Genomic DNA, 19,176 nt, shown 5'->3' with positions numbered 1-19,176 from the left:
GACGACGCCCAGCTCGATCAGCTCTCGAAACATCGCGCCGAACGCTGGCTGAGCAGACGACATACTCCCAGATTATGGCTGGCTCAGTGTAACTACAGGGGCTTTCCGTAGTTCTACACAAGAGCGATCCTCAAAGAGACACCAAATGGCTGCTTCTTCAATAGTGGCTGATTGGACTAAATCTAGTGTGTTGGTGGTTGATCAGTCAGCCGCTTGCTCGGCCTGCTGTGTCTGGTCTACACCTAACGGGTCTGCCGTTGATGTCGCAGTAACTAACCGCAAGAACTGTCCCGCGTTTGTGAGAAGTTTATTCTCTGCCTTCCGGAGGTGTTCTTCGTACGTGGAACGAGCCACCGCAGTCTGGTCGGCAAGCTCCCGCAACGAGGTCTTGCGGGGTTGCTCGTAGTACCCACTTTCAAGTGCTAAGCGAAGCGCCGCCAGCTGTCGCTCGGTCACGTCCTCAAACAACTGATCGACCGGAGCCAACATACTGTGTGGAATCTGCTGTTCCGTGATCGCCGTCTTCGAGAGGACCTCGATGTCACGGTCGGCCTCCAAATCGCGGAGGAGAGCCCGGACATCGCTTTCGTCGAACGCGATGACCGTGTAGTGTTCCCAGCCCTGACGATGAATTGTCGGCGGCTGGTACAGGCAGTTGTATTCCTCGAACCGTTCGATGATGGAGTCCTCCAGCGAACAGAGACACGACTGTGTGACGACGTGGAGTCCGGAGTCGTCAACCGACTTGTGGAGAATTGTCCCGAGGTGGTCAATCTCGTCGAGGAGTTCGTCGGCTGGCGATTCTGGCGAGGTGATTTCGATCACCTGGCAGTCGCTCAGGTACCACTCGCGGATGGTCAGGTCCGGGTAGCGCTCTGAGATTTCTCGATACGGACACTCGTGTCTGACCCGGAACGAGGCCTCGTATAGACTCATACGCAGATATTGGAACTTGGGCGAGTTAACGGTGCCGGTCATGTCCGGCAGTACCTATATTCTAATACTTCCCCTATCAGTACGTACTGATGTCGGAGATTAGTCCGAAAACGCTTAGTGACCGATTACAGGCTGGCGAAGACGACCTTCTCGTCGTTGATATTCGCCACGAGGAAGAGTACGACGACTGGCACGTCCCGGAGAGCGTCAACGTCGATGTCTACGACGAACTGACCGACGACCCCGACGCGGCAAAAGACGCCCTCGCCGACCTCCCCGAAGAGAAGGAACTTGTCACCGTCTGTGGAGCAGGCGTCGCTGCGGCGACGGCAACTGATGTCCTCCAAGATATGGACTACGACGCGAAGACGCTCGCAGACGGGATGAACGGCTGGAGCCGCGTCCACCGCCACGCGCCAGTTCAGGCGGACCTCGACGGGACGCTTATCCAGGTTGCGCGTCCGGGCAAAGGCTGTCTCTCGCACGTCCTCATCTCTGCGGGGGAGGCCGCTATCTTCGACCCGTCGCACTATCTCGACGAGTACGAAGCAATCCTCGACGAGTACGACGCCGACCTCGTCGGCGTCTTCGACACGCACGCCCACGCCGACCACGTCTCCGGCGCTACGGAACTTGCCGAACGCTATGACGTTCCCTACTACCTCCACCCGAAGGACGCACTCGCAATCGATGCGACTCCTGTCGAGGAGGGACAGACTGTAGCAGTCGGCCGCCTCGATATTGAGGTCATCCACACGCCGGGCCACAGCGAAGGAAGTGTCTCGTTCGATATCGACGGCGCGGCATTGATTACGGGCGACACGCTCTTCCACGAGAGCGTAGGCCGTGTGGAACTCGGCGTCGAAGCCGGTATCGAGGACTCGGACGTTGAGCAGAACGCCGCGACACTCTACGAGAGTCTCCAGCGACTCCAAGACCGGCCAGACGACGCTCTCGTCCTACCAGCGCACGACCCCGGTTCGCCGGAACCGCCAGTGGCCGCAACGCTGAGCGAAGTCCGAGAGCGGAACGAAGATCTCGGCCGCGACCGGGAGGAATTCATCCAGGAACTCGCGTCAGATATCCCGGACCATCCGCCGAACTTCGAGCGCGTCAAGCGGACGAACGTGGGACAGGAATCGGTCCCCGCCGATGAGTTGGCCGACCTAGAACTGGGTCCTAACAACTGCGCAGCAGAGTAATCGATGAGTACAGACACTGAACTCAAACAAGGCATCCGCGAGCACCTCGGGCAGTTCTCACTGCACATCTTGTTGGTGTTCGCTACGGGGCTGACCATCGGGTCCGAGCGTGCCGTTGTGCCCGTTCTCGGCCGTGACGTGCTCGGCGTCGAGTCGCTGTTCGTCATCGGGTCGTTCGTCGTCTCGTTCGGCTTCGTCAAAGGGCTCCTCAACCTCTACGCCGGCAAGTGGGGTGGAGAGTACGGACGCAAGCCCGTCCTGATTGCTGGCTGGGCGACCGCGCTGCCGCTCCCTGTCATCCTCATCTTCGCGCCGAGTTGGGGCTGGATTACGGTCGGGAACATCCTGCTAGGTATCAACCAGGCGTTGACTTGGAGTATGGCGATCAACGCCAAAATCGACCTCGCAGGCCCCGAGCAGCGGGGTTTAGCCGTCGGCATCGACGAGGCGTTCGGCTACACCGGCGTCGCTGCCGGTGCCTGGATTACGGGTATCATCGCTAGTCGGTGGAGTCTCCGACCCGAGCCGTTCTACTTCCTCGCGGTCGTGGTTGTGCTGGCGTTCCTCATCTCGATTTTCCTGATTAAGGAGACCGTCCAGTACGCAGAAGTCGAGATTGATGACGACGACCATCACGACGCGAACCTCCCGTTCGTTGAGGTGCTGAAGCGGGCGACCTACGGCGACAAGACGCTGTTCGCCGCGGCGCAGGCAGGCCACATCGAGAAGTTCGTCGACACGCTATTCTGGCTCGCCGTCCCGCTATATCTCACGAGTCAGGGACTCGGAATCGCAGCGGCCGGGTTCATCGTCGGCGTCCATAGCGCGATGTACTTCCTCCAGATTGCAACTGGTGGACTCGCGGACCGGATCGGCCGCCGTCCGCCCGTCGTTGCAGGGATGTTCCTCGCCGGCGCGGGCGTCCTCGGGATGGTGTTCGTCGAGGGGTATCTCCCGTGGGCCATTCTCTCGGGTGTGTCCGGCCTCGGGATGGCGTTGCTCTATCCGAACCTGATGACGGTTCCGGGCGATGCGGCCCATCCGACGTGGCGTGCGACCGGGATGGGCGTCTACCGGATGTGGCGTGACTCCGGGTACGGCGTCGGCGCGATCCTGATCGGGCTCTCGATGGAGTTCGTGAACGCCGAGGCGGCGTTCTACTTGACTGCTGGCTTGATGTTCGTCTCCGGGATAATCGTGTATTTCTGGATGGAGGAGACCCATCCTGAGTTCGGGACACATGAGCCACCTGCCCCTGCGACGGAACAACCGTCTCGGACAACTCCGCAGGACTAGTCTCCCAGAGCGCTCCTTCTGTAGGAACTTTCCTAAACTTATTTTATTTTAATTATAATATATTTGATGGAGTACTTTTGGAAGCAGAAAAACACGTCCTTGTCGTGACTGTCTATATCGGGGTAGGAATCAAGGGATAGTGTTAACAACAGAGCGAACATCGCCTATGTTAGGATGGGACTCTTAAGTTCGATCTGTAGGGTGGTCGTGAGTAATACCTCGACTTTGTGGGAATGTCGAAACTGCGGGCAGACTCTCTCCAAGGATACTGATAAGTGCCCTAGTTGCGGTGCAAAAGATATTGCCTACTATGAAATTTAATTACTGAAGTACTATCCTCTTCTTGTACTTCCGTAATTACTGGATTCACAGAATTGCAAGGAGGAAGCCCACCTCTTCAGTCGTGGGGCACTGACAGTACGGATGTCACCCCTCTGAACGACTCCCGTAGAGATTGCTCGGCCACTTTCTGTGACCTGCCGTGAGTTTCTTGCAGTACCGGTAGATTGGGAACAGCAGGTCTTCGATTTCGTCTGCCACGCCGGAGGTACTGGCGTAGATCAGAACTGGAACTTCTGCTTCTTCACCAAGTTCGATGACACGGTCGGGAGTACTCCCGAATAACACCGTCTGAAGCTTCAAGTCCGAGTGGTCTCGTTCAGTAGAATCCCATAGTTTTCTGCGGTCGTAGAGACGAGACCTTCGGCCACATTTGGGGCCGATACCTCTTGGACATTGGTGTTCTCGGCGTTCGACAACTGGCTGAGCGTGGCGTCTGGGTACTCGTGTGTTCCGCCTTCTTCCGTGGGGGGTGACAATAATGGGATTTACCGTCTGGTTAGAAGCTGTAGTGGCTGGTTCAATATATAAACAAATTAATTTATATTTTGGTTCTTACTCATGTGTTGAGAATAATGATTTCGATTCGTGGCTATCATATCCAATATCCATATGTATGTAGAGAACAACCGTTAGGGTAGAACTGGCTCAATAAGGTTGAAGGTAATCAAATTAAAAACTACCCTTCAAAAGGTTTGATTACCTAAAACATTCAGACTACTATGTCTTATCGCTATCTCATTACTGGTGTTCTCAATGGAACGATGGTTGGTATCGGTCTAGCAGTAGGTAGTTATCTGTCGAGTAATTCAGTAGGTGCCGCAACGATTAAAATAGGCTTGGGTGTGACGGCAGGACTTGTTTTAGCAGGGTATGTGAGCTATCAGGAAATCCAGAGAACTCAGGAAGCACTCAAGCAGCTATCAGTTGAAGAAAGCTCAGATTATCTCTTACAGGAAAGTATAGGGACAGCTGATACGACAAAACAATCACAGATGATTGCAGGTCTAAGTCCATTATCTGGCATGGCAATCACCTTATTTCCCGTCGTCTTTCAGAATGTACTACTTAGTCCGTTCCATGCGACGCTCGGTGCTGTTCTTCTTGGCAGCTCATTTCTCTTCGCCTTTGGCATATGGCTAAGTCTGGAAACGCATCGACCGTGGTTCATTCTCGCTCCTCGACTGGCGGCATTCGGACTACTGACTGCTGTTGTGAGCATTATAATGCCATGACACAAAAGCCGGTTAAACTCTAACGGGAAGGGAGTTGACCTCCTCCTCTGCGTTCACGCGGAGGAATCTCGAACGGTAAGAATTTCAGGTCTGCAACCGGGACGCCGCCACTTCACGGGAGTCGGCATCTAATCCTGCCATCGTGGTCGGTGGCTGTCTGGCCATGCCAAGTGGCCGTTACTCCTATCCTCAGTGTCATTGACTCCCATCTGTTGTTTTTGCCAGCAGGGGGGGCGCTGACACGTCTTCAGACTCGGAGATATCGTCGGCTTGCTCAACCGACGGGCACGGAGACGAACCCTTCGAGGATTCACGTTCACCGCGTCGGTGTTTCGATACTGTGGTTCGAAAATCACGATTTTCGTCATCACGAGACGGCGAAGCCGTCTCGAACGACCTCGTTACGTGGGCGGGCAGGCCGCCTCCGACGGTCGTTCGGAATCCGCTCCGTTCCGACCGGACCTTACCTAAAAATCAGGCGCTAATGCCCCGTCCTTAAGGAGTCGTTCGAGAGAGCTTTGCTCTCTCGTGATCACGAAAATCGAAGATTTTCGGACGACAACGCAGGCCGAAGGCCGAGTAGCGTTGACGAGAGCGAAACTCTCGTTCGCACATCAGAACGCTTCGCGTTCTGAGGACGCAGTAGGGTGGGGATACAGCGCCGTCATCATCTCACACACTTCGCAACGACCGTCCCACAGGCCAACCGCCATATTTACCAATCTAGACAATATATCCACATCATACATGGGTCTGTTCACAATCAACGGCCACGAGGTCGTGGACGCGACGTGAAAGCCACCGGCAACGGCGCTCACGTCTACGTCTCGAAACGCTGGCGTGGCGCGGACGTGAAAGTCGTCCGTACATCCGACCCCAACGAAGACGACGAATAGATGAACTACAACTACAGGTATCGACTGAATCCGTCCGAGGACCTCCGCGAACGATTAGCGTGGACTGTCGATACCTGTAGACAGGTCTACAACCACTTCCTCCACCGCCTCAACCGACACGACGACACCTCGTCGTACTCCGAACAGAAGCGCCTGCCGGACCTCAAGAAGTGGTGGAGCGACCTGCAAAACGTTCACTCGAAGGTGTTGCAGAAAGTCGTCCAGCGGTTGTACGACAACCTCTCGACGCTCAAAGGCCGGAAACAGAACGGCTACAGCGTCGGGGAGTTGAAATGGAAATCACCCTGAGAGTACCAATCGTTCACCTACAGTCAGTCCGGCTTCGAACTCAAACACACGAGTGGTCGGACTCGACTCTGGCTCTCGAAGGTTGGTGACATCCCCATCACGTTCCACCGCGACCTGCCTGCCAACGCCGACATCAAGACCGTCACGGTCAAACGCGAACCCACCGGCAAGTGGTACGCCATTCTCGGCATCGAAACTCCCGACGACCCGCCCGAGAAGCCCGGCGAAGTGACTGACGCAGTTGGTATCGACGTGGGTATCCTGAAATACGTCCACGACAGCGATGGAACCGCCGTCGAGCCGCCTGACCTTTCCGAGGAACGCGAACGGTTAGAACGCGCTCAACGCAACCTCTCGCGCAAGGAACACGGCTCGAACAACTGGGAGCAACAGCGCAGGACGGTCGCTCGACGCCACGCCGACCTGAAGCGTAAGCGGCGAGATTTTTTGCACAAGCTCTCAACGTACTACGCCCGCGAGTACGACCTTGTCGCGGTCGAGGACTTAGACGCGAAGGGGCTGGTCGAACTGCCCGGTAACTCTCGGAACCGTGCCGGAGCCTCGTGGGGGACGTTCCTGCGGATGCTCGAATACAAGTGCGAGCGTGAGGGTACGCACTTCGTCGCCGTGGACCCCCGAGGCACGACCAAAGAATGCGCGTCATGTGGCGTCGAGACGGACAAGCCGTTGTGGGTACGCGAGCATTCTTGTCCGTCGTGTGGGTTTAAGACGGACAGAGACGCGAATGCGTCGTGGAACATTCGTTCTCGCGGTCTCGAACAAGTAGGGACGGGCTGTCCCGAATCAACGCCTGTGGAGACTGCGCTCCCTACGGACACCGATTCGGTGTCTGCAAAGCGTGTCGTGGAAACAGGAAGCCCCACCCTCACCGAGCGAACCGCGTCAGCGGTGAGCGAGTAGGGTGGGGAGGAAGTCACTACTGGAGAGTGATTATCTATAACCGATGGTACACTGTGTCACTAAGAGCTAGGAATCACGGATTATATAACGCCGACCCCAGTATTCGTTTACCGATGGGACGAAGTTGGAAACCACTAGCCCGCGACTTAGGGCGGATTCTAAAGGCCCTCTCTGGGATGTTCTTCCTCTCGATTATCGTCCCACTCGTGTGGGGAGAGTATTATGCGATTCCTGCTCTCATCCTCGCAGGATTAATTCCGCTCGGTTTCGGCTACGGCCTCACGACCTGGTGCTCCGAACCCGAGGATATTGGTAAGCTTCATGGGATGATGATTGCTGCCTCTGGTTGGTTGCTCGTCGGACTCTTCGGCAGTCTGCCGTTTTATTTAATTGCATGGACGGTTGCGGTGGATCCCTATTCCGGGCTATTAGCGGTTCCAGCAAGTGCTGAGACCGCCACTCTTGCTGCGTTTAGAGACCCGCTTAACAGCTTTTTCGAGTCAATGTCCGGAATCACTGGTACCGGATTGACGATGACCGACGACGAGGCAGTGCTCCCCCGCACCCTCCAATGGTGGCGGACATTCATTGAATGGGTTGGGGGTGTGGGCGTCATCGTGCTCACAACCGCCATCCTCGCTCGCCCCGGTAGTGGGTCGCTCACCCTCTACGAGAGCGAAGCCCGATCCGAGAAGATTCACCCGAGCATCGTCTCGACCGTCCGGACCATTTGGTGGATTTTCATTTTGTTCACGTTCTTTTCGATCAGCCTCTTGTGGCTGGCGGGCATGCCACCGTGGGACGCAATCAACCATGGGATGACGGGGCTCGCTACTGGTGGATTTAGTGTGACAGACGGGAGTATCGGTGCGTACAACAGCCCTGCCATTGATTTTGCAATGGTTCCCGTCATGATTCTCGGGAGCATCGCATTCCCCGTTCACTACTTGATACTCCAAGGTGAACTGAGAAATCTATATACTGACGCACAGACACGATGGATATGGGGATACTTCACGCTTGGATCCATAGCGTTAGTTGGATTTCTCCTACTGGACGGTACGTATGAGACATCTCGAATAGCCCTAACTGACGGAATCGTATTGACTGGTTTTGCAGCGACGCTATTTCAGACAGTCCGATTCGGATTATTTCAGTTCGTCTCGGCGGCGTCCTGTACCGGTTTCGGGACGACCGGTATCGGCGACTGGTCGGCACCTGCACAGCTCACGATGTCGCTAGCAATGTTCACCGGTGCAGCTGCAGGCTCAACCGTCGGCGGAATCAAGCTTATCCGCGTCATCACGCTAGTTCGAGGGACCGCCTTCCGAATTCAGGGGGTCTTCTACCCCGAAACAGCCGTCCGCTACCTCAACCTCAACGGCCGAAAGCTCTCGGAAATCGAACTTAGCCGCGAGTTTGAGGAGGCTTCGATTATCGCATTCCTCTGGATACTGTTCCTTGCTGTCGGCCTGACGGTCCTACTGCTGACCATCGACCAGTCGTTCACCTTGGAGAACGCTATTTTCGAGGTTGCTAGTGCACAGGGGAACGTCGGTCTCTCGTCAGGTATCACCGGTCCTGATATGCCGACACCAGCGAAGGTGATGTTCCTGTTCAATATGTGGATCGGTCGCCTCGAAATCATCCCCGTACTAGTACTGTTGCGGGGTCTCTTCGATACCTTCAACCTCTACCAATAACGATGAACCCAAAAGACCTTCCCGTCGTTGGAACCGTGTTTCGACTCGGCGCACAGGACCGCGTACTCGACAGTTTCCTCCTTCTCGGCCCGATCGTCATTCTCTCATTCGTGGTTCTTGGACGGAATGCCTTCACGATAAGCGTCACTGGAGCATATCTCCTTTCGTTCATCGGATACGTCCTTTATAAGGGTATTCGGTGACGTGCCAACAGCAAGCCACATCCCTCAAGAGGATGGCGGTAAATGAATCCGTTAATGTATCTCATTATCGTCGGCGCTGGTCAGATTGGGACCCCGCTCATTGAATCAGCGACACGAGATGGCAACGAGGTTGCTGTAATCGAATATGACGAAGAACGGGCGAATCACGCAGCGAGCGAGTACGACTGTCTCGTCATCCATGACGACGCCACTGTCAAGGACACGCTCTCCGACGCGGGTGCGGAGGACGCAGATGCGATTATCAGTACGACTGATCAGGACGCAACCAACACAATGGTCTGCCTGCTTGCCAAAGAAATAGGAATTCCAAACATCGTCTCCGTCGTTCACAACCCAGACCACATGAACCTCTTTCGTCAAATAGGCGTCCACACGATTGAGAATCCCCAGCGACTCATCGCGGACTACCTTTACCGAGCGGTCAAGCGCCCGGCAATAATTGATTTCATGCAACTCAGCGGCAACGCAGAAGTCTTCGAAATCGGCGTTGCTGAGGACGCGCCAATTGCGGGCAAGACCCTCCAAGAGGCAGACAATGAAGGTCTTCTCGGTGACGATACGCTTATCGTCGCCATTGAACAACCGGGGGACGAACCACCAATTACCCCGAAGGGTGGAACGCGAATCAACGCGGGCGATATCCTCACCGTTTACTCGGCATCGGGTGCCACCCCCGACATCACAGATACCTTCGGTCACTACGAGGACCACGAGGCGACTCGTCAGTAATCCACAATTGCATCTCGCCGGAACAATATTGTGGATATCGCTTAAAGAGAATAGAAGAATTCCAAGGGCGGAACCGATATCGGGTAAGTCAAAATCGGTTTAAATATGGGCAAACGGAAACGCATTTCTAGCACCAAAAATTCTATAAGCAGTAAAATATAGAAAACAGCATGGCTTGGAAGAGACTCTACCAAATCTTACAATCACAGCCATTGCGCCCCCTGCAAATCAGCCCCGGCATCGAGCAACCGGTAGAGGAGATGTGACGATGGGCGACGCCATGTTTACCCGAATCGTCATTCCAGTGGCATCGGTGTTGGACGCAAGGCGAACTTGTACGGCTGTGCTTCCTCATCTCGACCGGGAGAACAGTACCGCACACATTGTTCACGTTATCGAGAAAACTCGCGGTGCACCCGACAAAGCCTCTGTCGAACAGCGTGAACAATACGCAGACCGCATTTTCGATACAACTATCGAGACATTCGTAAACAGGGACTTCTCGGCTTTCGAAACCCACCTGTGCTACGGGTCCGACGTAGCCGAAACTATCCTTGAAACGTGTGAGACGGTAGATGCGACGGCAGTGGTCTTCGTTACCCGGAATACAAGCCGTTGGAAACGGTTCTTGACCGGGGATACTGCGCTACAACTCATCACAGAGAGTCAGGTGCCTACAATCGTTCTTCCAAATCCCGAGAAAGATTCCGCCATAGACGTGGAATAACGTCGGTTATTTCAAGCGATCTATCAGGCCCTCTCGGACACTACGAGTCGTTTCCTTCGGCCCTCGAACCATCGCGACCGTCGCATCCACCTCTTCACCAATCGTTTCGGGAATCGAACCGAACAACGCCTGTGAAACCGAGCGCGAGCGCGTAGCACCGACACAAACGGTGTCGTACTTGGCGACAGCATCGAGCAACGCGTTCTCAATATCCTCCCCGACTACGACTTCACGGTGATAATCCATGTATTCGATACCTGCTCGTTCGGCAACGTCAGCAATCACTACCTCTCCCTGTTGCTGTGGGTCGTCGTCCTCATCGGGCTGCTGTGCATTGAGGAGCGTGAGCAATCCCTCACCCTGCGTCGTGTTCACCAACTCTGCTCCTCGTCGTGCCGCGACAGGCGCATGGGGACCCTCTCCCGCGAGTGCAACGATGTTCTCGACCGTATCGACACGCTTCGTCGTCGCCAGTTTCACCAGCGTCACCTCACAGGGTGCATGCTGAACGACTTGGTCGATATTCGACCCGAGGATATGTTCCCGAGTACTCCGCGAGCCCTTCCAGCCCATCAATACGTGCTCTGCTTGCTCATCCTCAATGACGTCGAGAACGACATCACCTACGTCGCGGCCGACGATTGCCCGGGTTCGAATACCGATGTCGAGATCCTCGGCAATCTCTTGAGCCGCCTCGAGGAGTTCTTGCTGACGCTCGACGCGCTCTTCCTCGAATTCGACATCTTGAGAGAGGGACGTTTGTTGTGGGACTTGGATGACGTTGACGGCGATGATTTCGGCTAACTCGTCCTCGTGAGCATGTGCACTGGCAGCTGCCAACCGGAGGAGATCGCGTTCCGTATTGGGGTTTGCGACCGGAACGACAACCCGATAATTCCCTTTACCATCTGTGGCGGTCGTCGGTTGTGGCGCAATTGCTTCACCGACCAAGCCCTCGGTGATTGCTCGGTCGCGAGCGTAGACAAAATACCAAACGATACCAACAATCACGATTGCGACGCCGATGGCCTGCACGAGCAAGCTCATCTGAAGGAGGATTGCAATACTGGCGAGGAAGCCAACAATCGGAACAATTGGATAGAGAACGTTCGGAATCTGGAATGCTGGGTTGTAGTCCTCGGGGTCAGCTCGCCGCATCACCACAACTGCGACGTGAACGAGCGAGTACGTAATGAGATACGAGAAGGAGGCGACTTCGGCGAGCGTCCCGATGGGAACGCCGCTGGCGATAAGGATGAGAATGACTGCTCCAGTTGCGACGATGGCGCGGTAGGGCGTGCGGAACTGGTCGTGAACCTGATTGAGCCAGTTGGTCAGGATTTTGTCCCGGCCCATGGCGAAGTTGACACGCGCTGCGGAGAGAATGGAGGCGTTGGCGCTCGAAACCGTCGCCAGCATTGCACCGATTACCATAGCGAACGCTCCGGCGTCGGCCATCGACAGGGAAATAGGTCCGATTTCTAGCGTTCCGAACGAGCGCATTACGGTTTCTGCTACATCGGCGACTGGAATATTCGAGGTAGCAAGTGCGTCGATGCTGAGCGTTCCTGTGCTAACGAACATTACGAGGACGTACATCAGCGTCGGCGTGACGACCGCCGCAATCATCGAGAGGGGGAGATTACGGCTCGGGTTCTTGATTTCTTCGGCGCTCGTGGCGATAACCTCGAATCCGATGAACGAGACGTAGACCGTTCCGGCGGTGGCCGCGACTGCGGGCCACCCGTTGGGGTTGAACGGAGCGAGCGTCTCCATGTCTACGTTCAGCACTCCGAACACGATGAAGACGATAATAAGTCCTACTAATGCGAGGACGATGACATTCTGAAGCGCTCCGGTTTCCTTGACGCCGTAGTAGTTGACTCCCGTCAGAACGACGGCCATGATGAGCGCTGCGATGGCGACACCGGTAGGCCCCATCGGGATGAAGTATGTCAAATACTGGCCGAATCCGAGCATGTAGAACGCGGAGGCGAACATCAGTCCCGCCCACATCCCCCAACCGACAATGCTCCCGAAGAAATTTCCAAGTGATCGATTCACGTAGTAGTAGCTTCCGCCGGCTTTAGGCATTCCTGTGGCGAGTTCTGAGAGCGAGAGAGCTGCGAGGAGAGAGACTAGACCGCCGATGGCGAACGAGATCATGCTCGCCGGACCAGCTGCTTCGGCGGCGATGCTCGGCAGGACGAAGATACCCGCACCAATCATCGTCCCCAGTCCGATGGTGTAGGCTTCGAGGAAGCCGAGGTCGCGGGCGAGTTCTTGGTCGGTCATCCGCTACCCCCCTTGTCGTCATCTGGCAGGACGATGACCGGCCGGTCGGACTGGTTGAGGAGGCCTAACGCCGTGTCGCCCGTCAGGAGTTTGACCCACCGGCTACCGCTACGTGGTGTGAAGACGATGGACGACGCGTCAAACTCGCTGGCGGTATCGAGAACTGTTTGAGCGATGTCGGTTCCGTATGGGATCCGTGTTTCAACGTCGATTTCGACTCCACTGAGAGTCTCCTCGACGACCGAGAAGATGTCCCGCGCCCGGTTCTCGCGCTGTTCGACGGAGGCCTTATCGGGCGCTCCGCCAGCCTTCTCGATGACGTGGACTGCTAGTACGTCGCTACCATTATCTCGAAGTCGGGGAAGCACTCTCTCTGTGGTCGCTTTGGCGTCTTCGATGGACGCTACAGGGAGGACGATTCGCTGAAGTAGAGTATCTGTCATTCGGGTCCCTCTGGTTTTGTGAGCCACGGGTTGGTGCCAATCCTATATAAAGATGGTTTTGTACCCGCATCGGATACCACGTTGGCTTGGCGATTCCGAAATTTGGTCCGAGAAGCCGGACGAATTCTCACCGATTTGGATAAACAGGCTGTGAATGGAGTCGGAGTAAGAATACTCGATGTCGGAAACTGTTTATCTCCACCTCTCTACGTCCGATATATGAGCGTTCGCTTGGACGATATCGACAAGCGCATCCTCTATCACCTTGCTCGAGATGCACGCGGGATTTCTGCTCCGGACATCGCCGAGGAGGTCAACGTCTCGGCAGGAACTATTCGAAATCGTATCCAACAACTCCAAGAAGACGGTGTCATCGAGGGGTATCATGCACGCATCGACTACGAGCGTGCTGAACGGCGGCTCACGAATCTCTTCATTTGTACGACCGACGTTCCTGACCGAGAACGCATCGCCAAGCAGGTCGCGGACATCCCGGGCGTCATTGGCGTCCGTGAACTCATGACCGGCCGTGGGAATCTACACGTTAGTGCGGTCGGCGAAGATATGGCCGACCTCTCGCGGGTCGCTCGTGATCTTGCAAACCTCGGCGTCACCATCGAAGAGGAAAACCTCATCCAACAGGAGTTCCGAGGCCCGTACGACGCGTTCGGACCCGAAGAGGGGTCAGAGGGCCACTCGATAACCGACTTCATGAGTCTCTCGGGCGGGGCGGAGGTCGTGGAACTCACCGTCGCTCCATCAGCCCCGATTGCCGGTCACACGCTACAGGAGGCGAACCAGCGCGGCATTATCGACGCCAACATCCTCATCATTTCGATTGAACGCGACGAGGAGATACTGACACCGAAAGGGAACACCGACATGCGTCCCGATGACGTCGTGACGCTCTTCTCACGGTCCGGCATCGACGATGCGACAATTGCCGCATTTGACGAACCGTAAAACGGGGTGAATTTGGTCAGAGCAGTTTGCCTTGTTCTACTGTATTTGACCGAGAAATTCCCAATGCAAAGATGCCGACTCTCCATCTTCGGGATGTGGTTCGACCCGGACATGATACAGATACGGGCCGTGTGGACAGTCATCACAACCATGAGCACAGGGTTGTTTCTTGACAATTCTCGTGTACCCTTCTTTCTCTTCCACTTCAAGGATTTCCTCGGCCGGCCGTTCTTCGAGTAGGTCATCTACAGTCGGGAGACGTGGTAAGAGCGATTTCGAATACGAAATCACGGCTCGTAATTCCGATTCGTCCAGTCGAGAGAGATGTTCTACAAGGTCATCGGGTAGTTCTGACGGGACAGAACGGGATGAGTCGACCTTGGTGTCTTCATGTGGTGTCATAGATCGTACTACGTATTCATTCTATTTTAGGTTTAGGGAATCAGAATCCGTACTTTTTATAATCTTCTGGATTCCCAAATCCTGTATGTACATTATTGTTGTTGGCGCAGGAGATATCGGATCCCAACTGCTCGATCTTGCCACCCGTGAAAGTCACAATGTCGTCGTTATCGAGAAGGACGAAACGGTGGCTACCGACGTTGCTCAAAACTACGATTGCCTCGTAATCAATAGGGATGCAACGACGATGGATGCGCTTGAGGACGCAGGTGGCGACCAAGCAGATGCCATCATTAGCACGACTGAGTCAGACGCGACGAACATTATGGTGATGTTGCTTGCCCAGGAACTCGCGATACCCTCACAAGTGTCGGTGGTGCAGAATCCCGAACACATGAGCCTCTACCGCCAACTAGGCGTCAATGTTCTCGAAAACCCAGAACATCTCATCGCAGAGTATCTCTATCGGGCGGTCCAACGACCATCGATCAAGGACTTCATGCACCTGTCTGGCGATGCCGAGATATTCGAGATTACGGTGAGTGAGGATAGCCAGATTGCTGGTCAAAGTCTCGCGGCCGCTGACGATACTGGTATCCTCCCGGACGACGTCCGCGCCGTCGCTATCGAACGAGATCGTTCGGTCCTCCTCCCCCAAGGGGATACGAAAATCCAAAGCGGAGATTTGGTCACGGTGTTCTCGAAGCGTGGTTTTGCATCAGAAATCATCAACGTGTTCGTCGGCGAAGAGGCATCGGTTTCTGCGGTCAAGTAAGGAGTCTCCCTCCAACGAACAACCATTGCCTCTCGCTCAATCGCCCGATTCGTACAACTCAACGAAGATTCTTGAAGTATTAAATAAACTTTGCCACCGAGGAAACCCGGACCCTTGCACTTTCCATTGGGAATCCTACCCTTTTATGGGGTAGAAGAAACTTAAAAAGACGGCCTCACCTCTTTTTGAAGATGATTTCTAATGTCTCAATGATGGTTAACGAACCTACACAGCAAACTGAGTCGACTTCTCGTTGGGTTCGGTACATTATGTTGGCAGGACTGGCCTTTCTACTGAGTGGGATAGTCGCCTTTTCTCTCGCACAAGATTCCCCGGGCCTGACCGATGCCGCAAAAGCTCTCGGATATTTGGGATTGGCCCTGTTTTTAATTTCATTCCTCATTCATGTATCCCTTGATTGAGGTTTTCCTCGAAGAGACACCGAGTGGCCGCCTCTTCACCTGTAAGAGTCTGCTGATCGTCGGCAGTATCGGCAAACAGGGTTGACTGGTCACTCCCGACCGAGCGCGCTACTTCGGGGCGGTCGTCAACGCCGAACTGGTCTGCTTCCGGCCGGTCCAGCTTGGAATCACGCTCACGGTGGTCGACCGCAGCGCCGAAATCTTCGAGGGATGTCTCGACGCTCTCTTCGACGACTTCGAGTCGGCCATCGTCTCCAAACGCGGTCTGGTGCTGAATCTCGATTTCTGGTCGCTTACTCATATTCTTCGAGCCTCCAACCATTCAAGGCTCGAAAAACGCACTCCGCGAGACGGAGCGTTACCAGTAGCTGGTAGTACGGTTTCTGTATTCAGAACCGTCCATGTAACCGTCGCTCAATATAGAGTGTGTCTCTATTACTGCCACCAACGATTTGATCTACAGGTGTCAGAAAGAGTGTGCTGAATAGAGGGCGCATAGTCAGCACCGGACTCAGAAGTATGGGTGTGGGTGGTCGCTTGAGGAATTACGAGCGTCTGCTGAGGAGTACAACGAATCAGGTGACGAGGTCAGTCGACACGACAATCCTCGTAGCACGCTCGTAATCGAGATAGTACATGATACCTCGGCAGGGATGCTATCAACAGAGGTGTCGGAAACCATTCCTACCGTTTACTCTGGTTCCGCGACAGTGATAACAGGAACTGGTGCCGAGCGCACGGTCTTTTCAGCGACACTGCCGAGCAGGATACGATTGGTGCCACGTCCCCCCGTCGTGCCCATACCGACGACCTGTACGTCGTTCGATTCGATGTAGTCGAGAATCTCTTCGACAGGCGTTCCGTGTTCGATATGGCGAACAGTATTCGTAACCCCCCGTGACTTGGCTTCGGAGACGACAGTCTCGACGGCGTCGGTCGCGGCCTCTTCGCTTTCTTTGGCGGCACTTGTCGACCGGACGTCCAGTCCAAGTGCAGTGTCCTCCACGACAGACAGGACGTGCACGGTTGCATCGAGCGACGCCGCAAACTCGATGAGATGATCGGCAGCGTACCTCGCAGCAGTGCTCCCATCCGTCGGGATGAGGATGTTCTCGTAAGGGAACGCGAGCTCCTCATCGGGCTGCATGCGGACTGTGAGAACGGGAACCGACGAGAGCCGGACAACCTTCTCGGAGACACTTCCGATGAGGTACCGCGAGATTCCCTCGCGGCCGTGGGTCGGCATCACGACCAGATCCTGGTCGTACCGCTCGGCGTAGTTGACAATCGTCGGGGCCGGATTGCCCTGGACGACGTCGGTCTCGTACGAAACCCCGAGCGTGTCCAGCGTTTTTGCGGCCTCCTCAATGATGTCTTCACCCTCTTGTGCGAGCGCATCGACAGTTTGGCCCTCGACGACGGTGACACTGTCGCGCGTCGTGTCGGCAACGTAGAGCACCTGAATGGTCGCGTCGGCCCAATGGGCGATCTCGCTGGCGTGATGGAGCACCTCGGTTGCGCCCTCGCTACCGTCATACGGGAGGAGGATGTTCTCGTACATGACTCGTTAAGACAGGCTACGTTTGCCGGCCCCCTAATGGTTTTCACCACTCTCTCAAGGTAGTGGCTCCCAACCGCAGGAGATGGCACTACCAACCGCCGGTCATGCATCTCCATGTAGCAAGAGGGCCAGTCTCCACTTCAGCACAGCGTCATCGAGAAAATTGTCAGTCCGGGATTTTCAGAGAAACCGAGTTACCTGATCGAAGTCTCGACTGTTGAGACACTGCCGATCAATCGATTTCGCCTTCGCCGACCGGTGACTCTTCTTCAACCGAATCGATGGTGTCGCGGTCGACGGTCACCCGGACCTTCTGAATGCGGGTGTTTTCCACCTGCTCGGCTCGCAGCGTCACGTTCTCGTAGTCGAACTCCTCGCCTTGCTCGACGAGGCGACCCGCGCGGTTGAACAGGAACCCCGCGATGGTCTCGAACTCCTCGCCCTCGGGGAGGTCGATGTCGAGAGCCTCGTTGACCTCGTCGATGTTGACATCGCCGCGGACCACCACCTCCGTGTCGCCGATGAACTCGACCGGGTGTTCCTCGTCACCCACCAGTATCTCGCCGACGATCTCCTCGAGCAGGTCTTCCATCGTGATGAGGCCCTCAGTGGCGCCAAACTCGTCGATGACGATGACCATCTACATCCGGTTCTCGCGCATCTCCGAGAGGAGTTCGTTGACGTTCTTGGACTCTGGGACGTGGAGCGTCGGGTTGACCACGTCCTCCACCTCGAGGTCGGCGAAGGTGCCGTAGTTGGAATCATCTAGGTCACGGATGTCGAAGATACCGATCACGTTGTCCAGCGACCCCGCATAAACTGGCAGGCGGGCGTGCCCTGCCCGCATACATTCCTGGATCGCCTCCTCGACGGTCGCGTCTTTGGAGATGGCCGCCATGTCGAGACGAGGGGTCATCACCTCCTTGGCGGTGGCGTCGGTGAACCGCAGGGTGCGCTGGAGTATCTGGCGTTCCTCCTCTTCGAGGACGCCTTCGCGTTCGCCTGTCTTGATCATGTTCCGGATTTCGTCGCGAGTGACGTACGTCGACTCGATGGACGCGTCGCCGCCGGTGACCTTGTTTACGAGTGTTGTCAAGTAATAGAACAGGGTGATGAGCGGCCACAGCACTTTCTCGACGATATTCAGCCCTCGGGCGACGCGCCGTGCGTGCAATTCAGTGTGCTCGACAGCGTAGGACTTTGGTGCGCTCTCCCCGAATATCAGGACCATCGACGTAATACCGAGTGACGAGACGAGCACGGCCGTGCCAGGGTCGAAGTAGAAGCCGACGAGGGTCGTCGAAATCGAGGACATCGTGATGTTGACCATGTTGTTCCCCACGAGAATTGTCACGAGCAAGCGGTGGGGATCCTCTTTGAGGGACTTGACTGCCCGCGCTCCACGTAGCCCCTGGTCGACCATCGCGTCGATCTGGTGGTCCGGCAAGGAGAACAACGCAATCTCCGACGATGAAAAGAACCCTGATCCCACGAGCAGCAGTAGAATCATGCAGATACCGACCACGGTAATTTCCGTCCGCCCCAGTTCGATCCCGATGACCGGCACAGTATACAGTGTGATACCGGCCTCAGATACCGCTGCGAGTACAGATAACACCATCAATCTCGATAATTACCCAAGTAGAATATTAACCCTTGTGCAACTGGCGTCGGTCGTGTTTAGTTAAGAGTGAAGGATGAGGCGGGAGTGATTTTGTGCTGATTCATGGCCAAAATCACCCGCCTCAGCGGTTGTAGTGACTGGATTGACTTGGAGTTTGTGGAGCGTGAACGGACA

At 55.5% G+C, this 19,176-nt stretch carries 15 protein-coding genes and 4 pseudogenes; 12 read left to right on the top strand and 7 right to left on the bottom strand.

Going from position 1 to position 19,176, the window contains the following annotated elements:
* Nucleotides 1-201 precede the first annotated feature (201 nt).
* Complete coding sequence (locus EPL01_RS20995) at nt 202-936, bottom strand: helix-turn-helix domain-containing protein (protein ID WP_135827240.1); 735 nt, start codon at nt 934-936, stop codon at nt 202-204.
* Between the two features lie 89 nt (nt 937-1,025).
* Between EPL01_RS20995 and EPL01_RS20990 the strand changes: the two genes are divergently transcribed.
* Together EPL01_RS20990 and EPL01_RS20985 are read left to right on the top strand one after the other, a co-directional pair.
* On the top strand, nt 1,026-2,138 hold the full coding sequence (locus EPL01_RS20990; protein WP_135827239.1) for an MBL fold metallo-hydrolase: 1,113 nt from the start codon (nt 1,026-1,028) through the stop codon (nt 2,136-2,138).
* A 3-nt stretch (nt 2,139-2,141) separates the two neighbouring features.
* Nucleotides 2,142-3,434: an MFS transporter gene (locus tag EPL01_RS20985; protein ID WP_135827238.1), complete on the top strand. Its 1,293-nt coding sequence runs from the start codon at nt 2,142-2,144 to the stop codon at nt 3,432-3,434.
* A 426-nt stretch (nt 3,435-3,860) separates the two neighbouring features.
* Here the strand turns inward: EPL01_RS20985 and EPL01_RS20980 are convergent, their stop codons facing one another.
* On the bottom strand, nt 3,861-4,076 hold the full coding sequence (locus tag EPL01_RS20980; protein ID WP_135827237.1) for a hypothetical protein: 216 nt from the start codon (nt 4,074-4,076) through the stop codon (nt 3,861-3,863).
* A 419-nt stretch (nt 4,077-4,495) separates the two neighbouring features.
* Here EPL01_RS20980 and EPL01_RS20975 point away from each other — a divergent pair, with 419 nt between their 5' ends.
* The 7 genes and pseudogenes from EPL01_RS20975 to EPL01_RS20945 all read left to right on the top strand — a co-directional run bounded on the left by EPL01_RS20975 (nt 4,496) and on the right by EPL01_RS20945 (nt 10,517).
* Nucleotides 4,496-5,008, top strand: coding sequence for a hypothetical protein (locus EPL01_RS20975; protein ID WP_135827236.1), 513 nt, complete (start codon nt 4,496-4,498; stop codon nt 5,006-5,008).
* Between the two features lie 747 nt (nt 5,009-5,755).
* Nucleotides 5,756-5,904, top strand: a pseudogene (locus EPL01_RS20970) (DUF2080 family transposase-associated protein).
* A pseudogene (locus tag EPL01_RS20965) lies at nt 5,905-7,134 on the top strand (RNA-guided endonuclease InsQ/TnpB family protein). It abuts the pseudogene before it with no gap.
* Between the two features lie 113 nt (nt 7,135-7,247).
* On the top strand, nt 7,248-8,837 hold the full coding sequence (locus EPL01_RS20960) for a TrkH family potassium uptake protein (RefSeq protein ID WP_135827235.1): 1,590 nt from the start codon (nt 7,248-7,250) through the stop codon (nt 8,835-8,837).
* Nucleotides 8,838-8,839: 2 nt separating this feature from the next.
* The gene (locus EPL01_RS22115; protein WP_135827234.1) at nt 8,840-9,040 is read left to right on the top strand and encodes a hypothetical protein; all 201 of its coding nucleotides are present in this window, start codon (nt 8,840-8,842) and stop codon (nt 9,038-9,040) included.
* Between the two features lie 54 nt (nt 9,041-9,094).
* Nucleotides 9,095-9,790, top strand: a complete 696-nt coding sequence (locus tag EPL01_RS20950) for a potassium channel family protein (RefSeq protein ID WP_135827233.1) — start codon at nt 9,095-9,097, stop codon at nt 9,788-9,790.
* A gap of 268 nt (nt 9,791-10,058) precedes the next feature.
* Nucleotides 10,059-10,517: a universal stress protein gene (locus EPL01_RS20945; protein WP_135827232.1), complete on the top strand. Its 459-nt coding sequence runs from the start codon at nt 10,059-10,061 to the stop codon at nt 10,515-10,517.
* 6 nt (nt 10,518-10,523) lie between these two features.
* Here EPL01_RS20945 and EPL01_RS20940 read toward each other — a convergent pair whose 3' ends face one another.
* Entirely contained in the window at nt 10,524-12,812 is a 2,289-nt protein-coding gene (locus EPL01_RS20940) for an amino acid permease (protein WP_135827231.1), read from the bottom strand.
* Nucleotides 12,809-13,255: a universal stress protein gene (locus EPL01_RS20935; RefSeq protein ID WP_135827230.1), complete on the bottom strand. Its 447-nt coding sequence runs from the start codon at nt 13,253-13,255 to the stop codon at nt 12,809-12,811. Before EPL01_RS20935 ends, EPL01_RS20940 begins: the two co-directional genes overlap by 4 nt.
* A 219-nt stretch (nt 13,256-13,474) precedes the next feature.
* Between EPL01_RS20935 and EPL01_RS20930 the strand changes: the two genes are divergently transcribed.
* Together EPL01_RS20930 and EPL01_RS20925 are read left to right on the top strand one after the other, a co-directional pair.
* Nucleotides 13,475-14,218 carry a winged helix-turn-helix transcriptional regulator gene (locus EPL01_RS20930; RefSeq protein WP_135827229.1) on the top strand — a complete coding sequence of 248 codons (744 nt, stop codon included), beginning with the start codon at nt 13,475-13,477 and terminating at the stop codon, nt 14,216-14,218.
* A 487-nt stretch (nt 14,219-14,705) separates the two neighbouring features.
* Nucleotides 14,706-15,395: a potassium channel family protein gene (locus tag EPL01_RS20925; protein WP_135827228.1), complete on the top strand. Its 690-nt coding sequence runs from the start codon at nt 14,706-14,708 to the stop codon at nt 15,393-15,395.
* Between the two features lie 399 nt (nt 15,396-15,794).
* On the opposite strand, the gene EPL01_RS20920 is transcribed toward EPL01_RS20925, so the two are convergent.
* From EPL01_RS20920 to EPL01_RS20910, 3 genes and pseudogenes are all read right to left on the bottom strand, one after another.
* A complete protein-coding gene (locus EPL01_RS20920; RefSeq protein WP_135827227.1) occupies nt 15,795-16,118 on the bottom strand; it encodes a hypothetical protein in 324 nt (107 codons plus the stop codon).
* 390 nt (nt 16,119-16,508) lie between these two features.
* On the bottom strand, nt 16,509-17,378 hold the full coding sequence (locus EPL01_RS20915) for a universal stress protein (protein ID WP_135827226.1): 870 nt from the start codon (nt 17,376-17,378) through the stop codon (nt 16,509-16,511).
* Between the two features lie 232 nt (nt 17,379-17,610).
* Nucleotides 17,611-18,999, bottom strand: a pseudogene (locus EPL01_RS20910) (hemolysin family protein).
* 105 nt (nt 19,000-19,104) lie between these two features.
* On the opposite strand from EPL01_RS20910, the pseudogene EPL01_RS20905 reads away from it, so the two are divergent.
* Nucleotides 19,105-19,176 (top strand): annotated as a pseudogene (locus EPL01_RS20905) (IS6 family transposase); the annotation flags it as partial.

This window comes from Halorussus ruber (genome assembly GCF_004765785.1).
GTDB lineage: Archaea > Halobacteriota > Halobacteria > Halobacteriales > Haladaptataceae > Halorussus > Halorussus ruber.
This window is presented reverse-complemented; position numbering and strand designations above follow the sequence as displayed.

Coding starts and splice junctions, on each gene's coding strand:
- EPL01_RS20975 (WP_135827236.1), top strand. CDS start 4,496: ATGTCTTATCGCTATCTCATTACTGGTGTTCTCAATGGAACGATGGTT.
- EPL01_RS20985 (WP_135827238.1), top strand. CDS start 2,142: ATGAGTACAGACACTGAACTCAAACAAGGCATCCGCGAGCACCTCGGG.
- EPL01_RS20995 (WP_135827240.1), bottom strand. CDS start 936: ATGAGTCTATACGAGGCCTCGTTCCGGGTCAGACACGAGTGTCCGTAT.
- EPL01_RS20930 (WP_135827229.1), top strand. CDS start 13,475: ATGAGCGTTCGCTTGGACGATATCGACAAGCGCATCCTCTATCACCTT.
- EPL01_RS20940 (WP_135827231.1), bottom strand. CDS start 12,812: ATGACCGACCAAGAACTCGCCCGCGACCTCGGCTTCCTCGAAGCCTAC.
- EPL01_RS20960 (WP_135827235.1), top strand. CDS start 7,248: ATGGGACGAAGTTGGAAACCACTAGCCCGCGACTTAGGGCGGATTCTA.
- EPL01_RS20935 (WP_135827230.1), bottom strand. CDS start 13,255: ATGACAGATACTCTACTTCAGCGAATCGTCCTCCCTGTAGCGTCCATC.
- EPL01_RS20945 (WP_135827232.1), top strand. CDS start 10,059: ATGGGCGACGCCATGTTTACCCGAATCGTCATTCCAGTGGCATCGGTG.
- EPL01_RS20925 (WP_135827228.1), top strand. CDS start 14,706: ATGTACATTATTGTTGTTGGCGCAGGAGATATCGGATCCCAACTGCTC.
- EPL01_RS20915 (WP_135827226.1), bottom strand. CDS start 17,378: ATGTACGAGAACATCCTCCTCCCGTATGACGGTAGCGAGGGCGCAACC.
- EPL01_RS22115 (WP_135827234.1), top strand. CDS start 8,840: ATGAACCCAAAAGACCTTCCCGTCGTTGGAACCGTGTTTCGACTCGGC.
- EPL01_RS20920 (WP_135827227.1), bottom strand. CDS start 16,118: ATGAGTAAGCGACCAGAAATCGAGATTCAGCACCAGACCGCGTTTGGA.
- EPL01_RS20990 (WP_135827239.1), top strand. CDS start 1,026: ATGTCGGAGATTAGTCCGAAAACGCTTAGTGACCGATTACAGGCTGGC.
- EPL01_RS20950 (WP_135827233.1), top strand. CDS start 9,095: ATGTATCTCATTATCGTCGGCGCTGGTCAGATTGGGACCCCGCTCATT.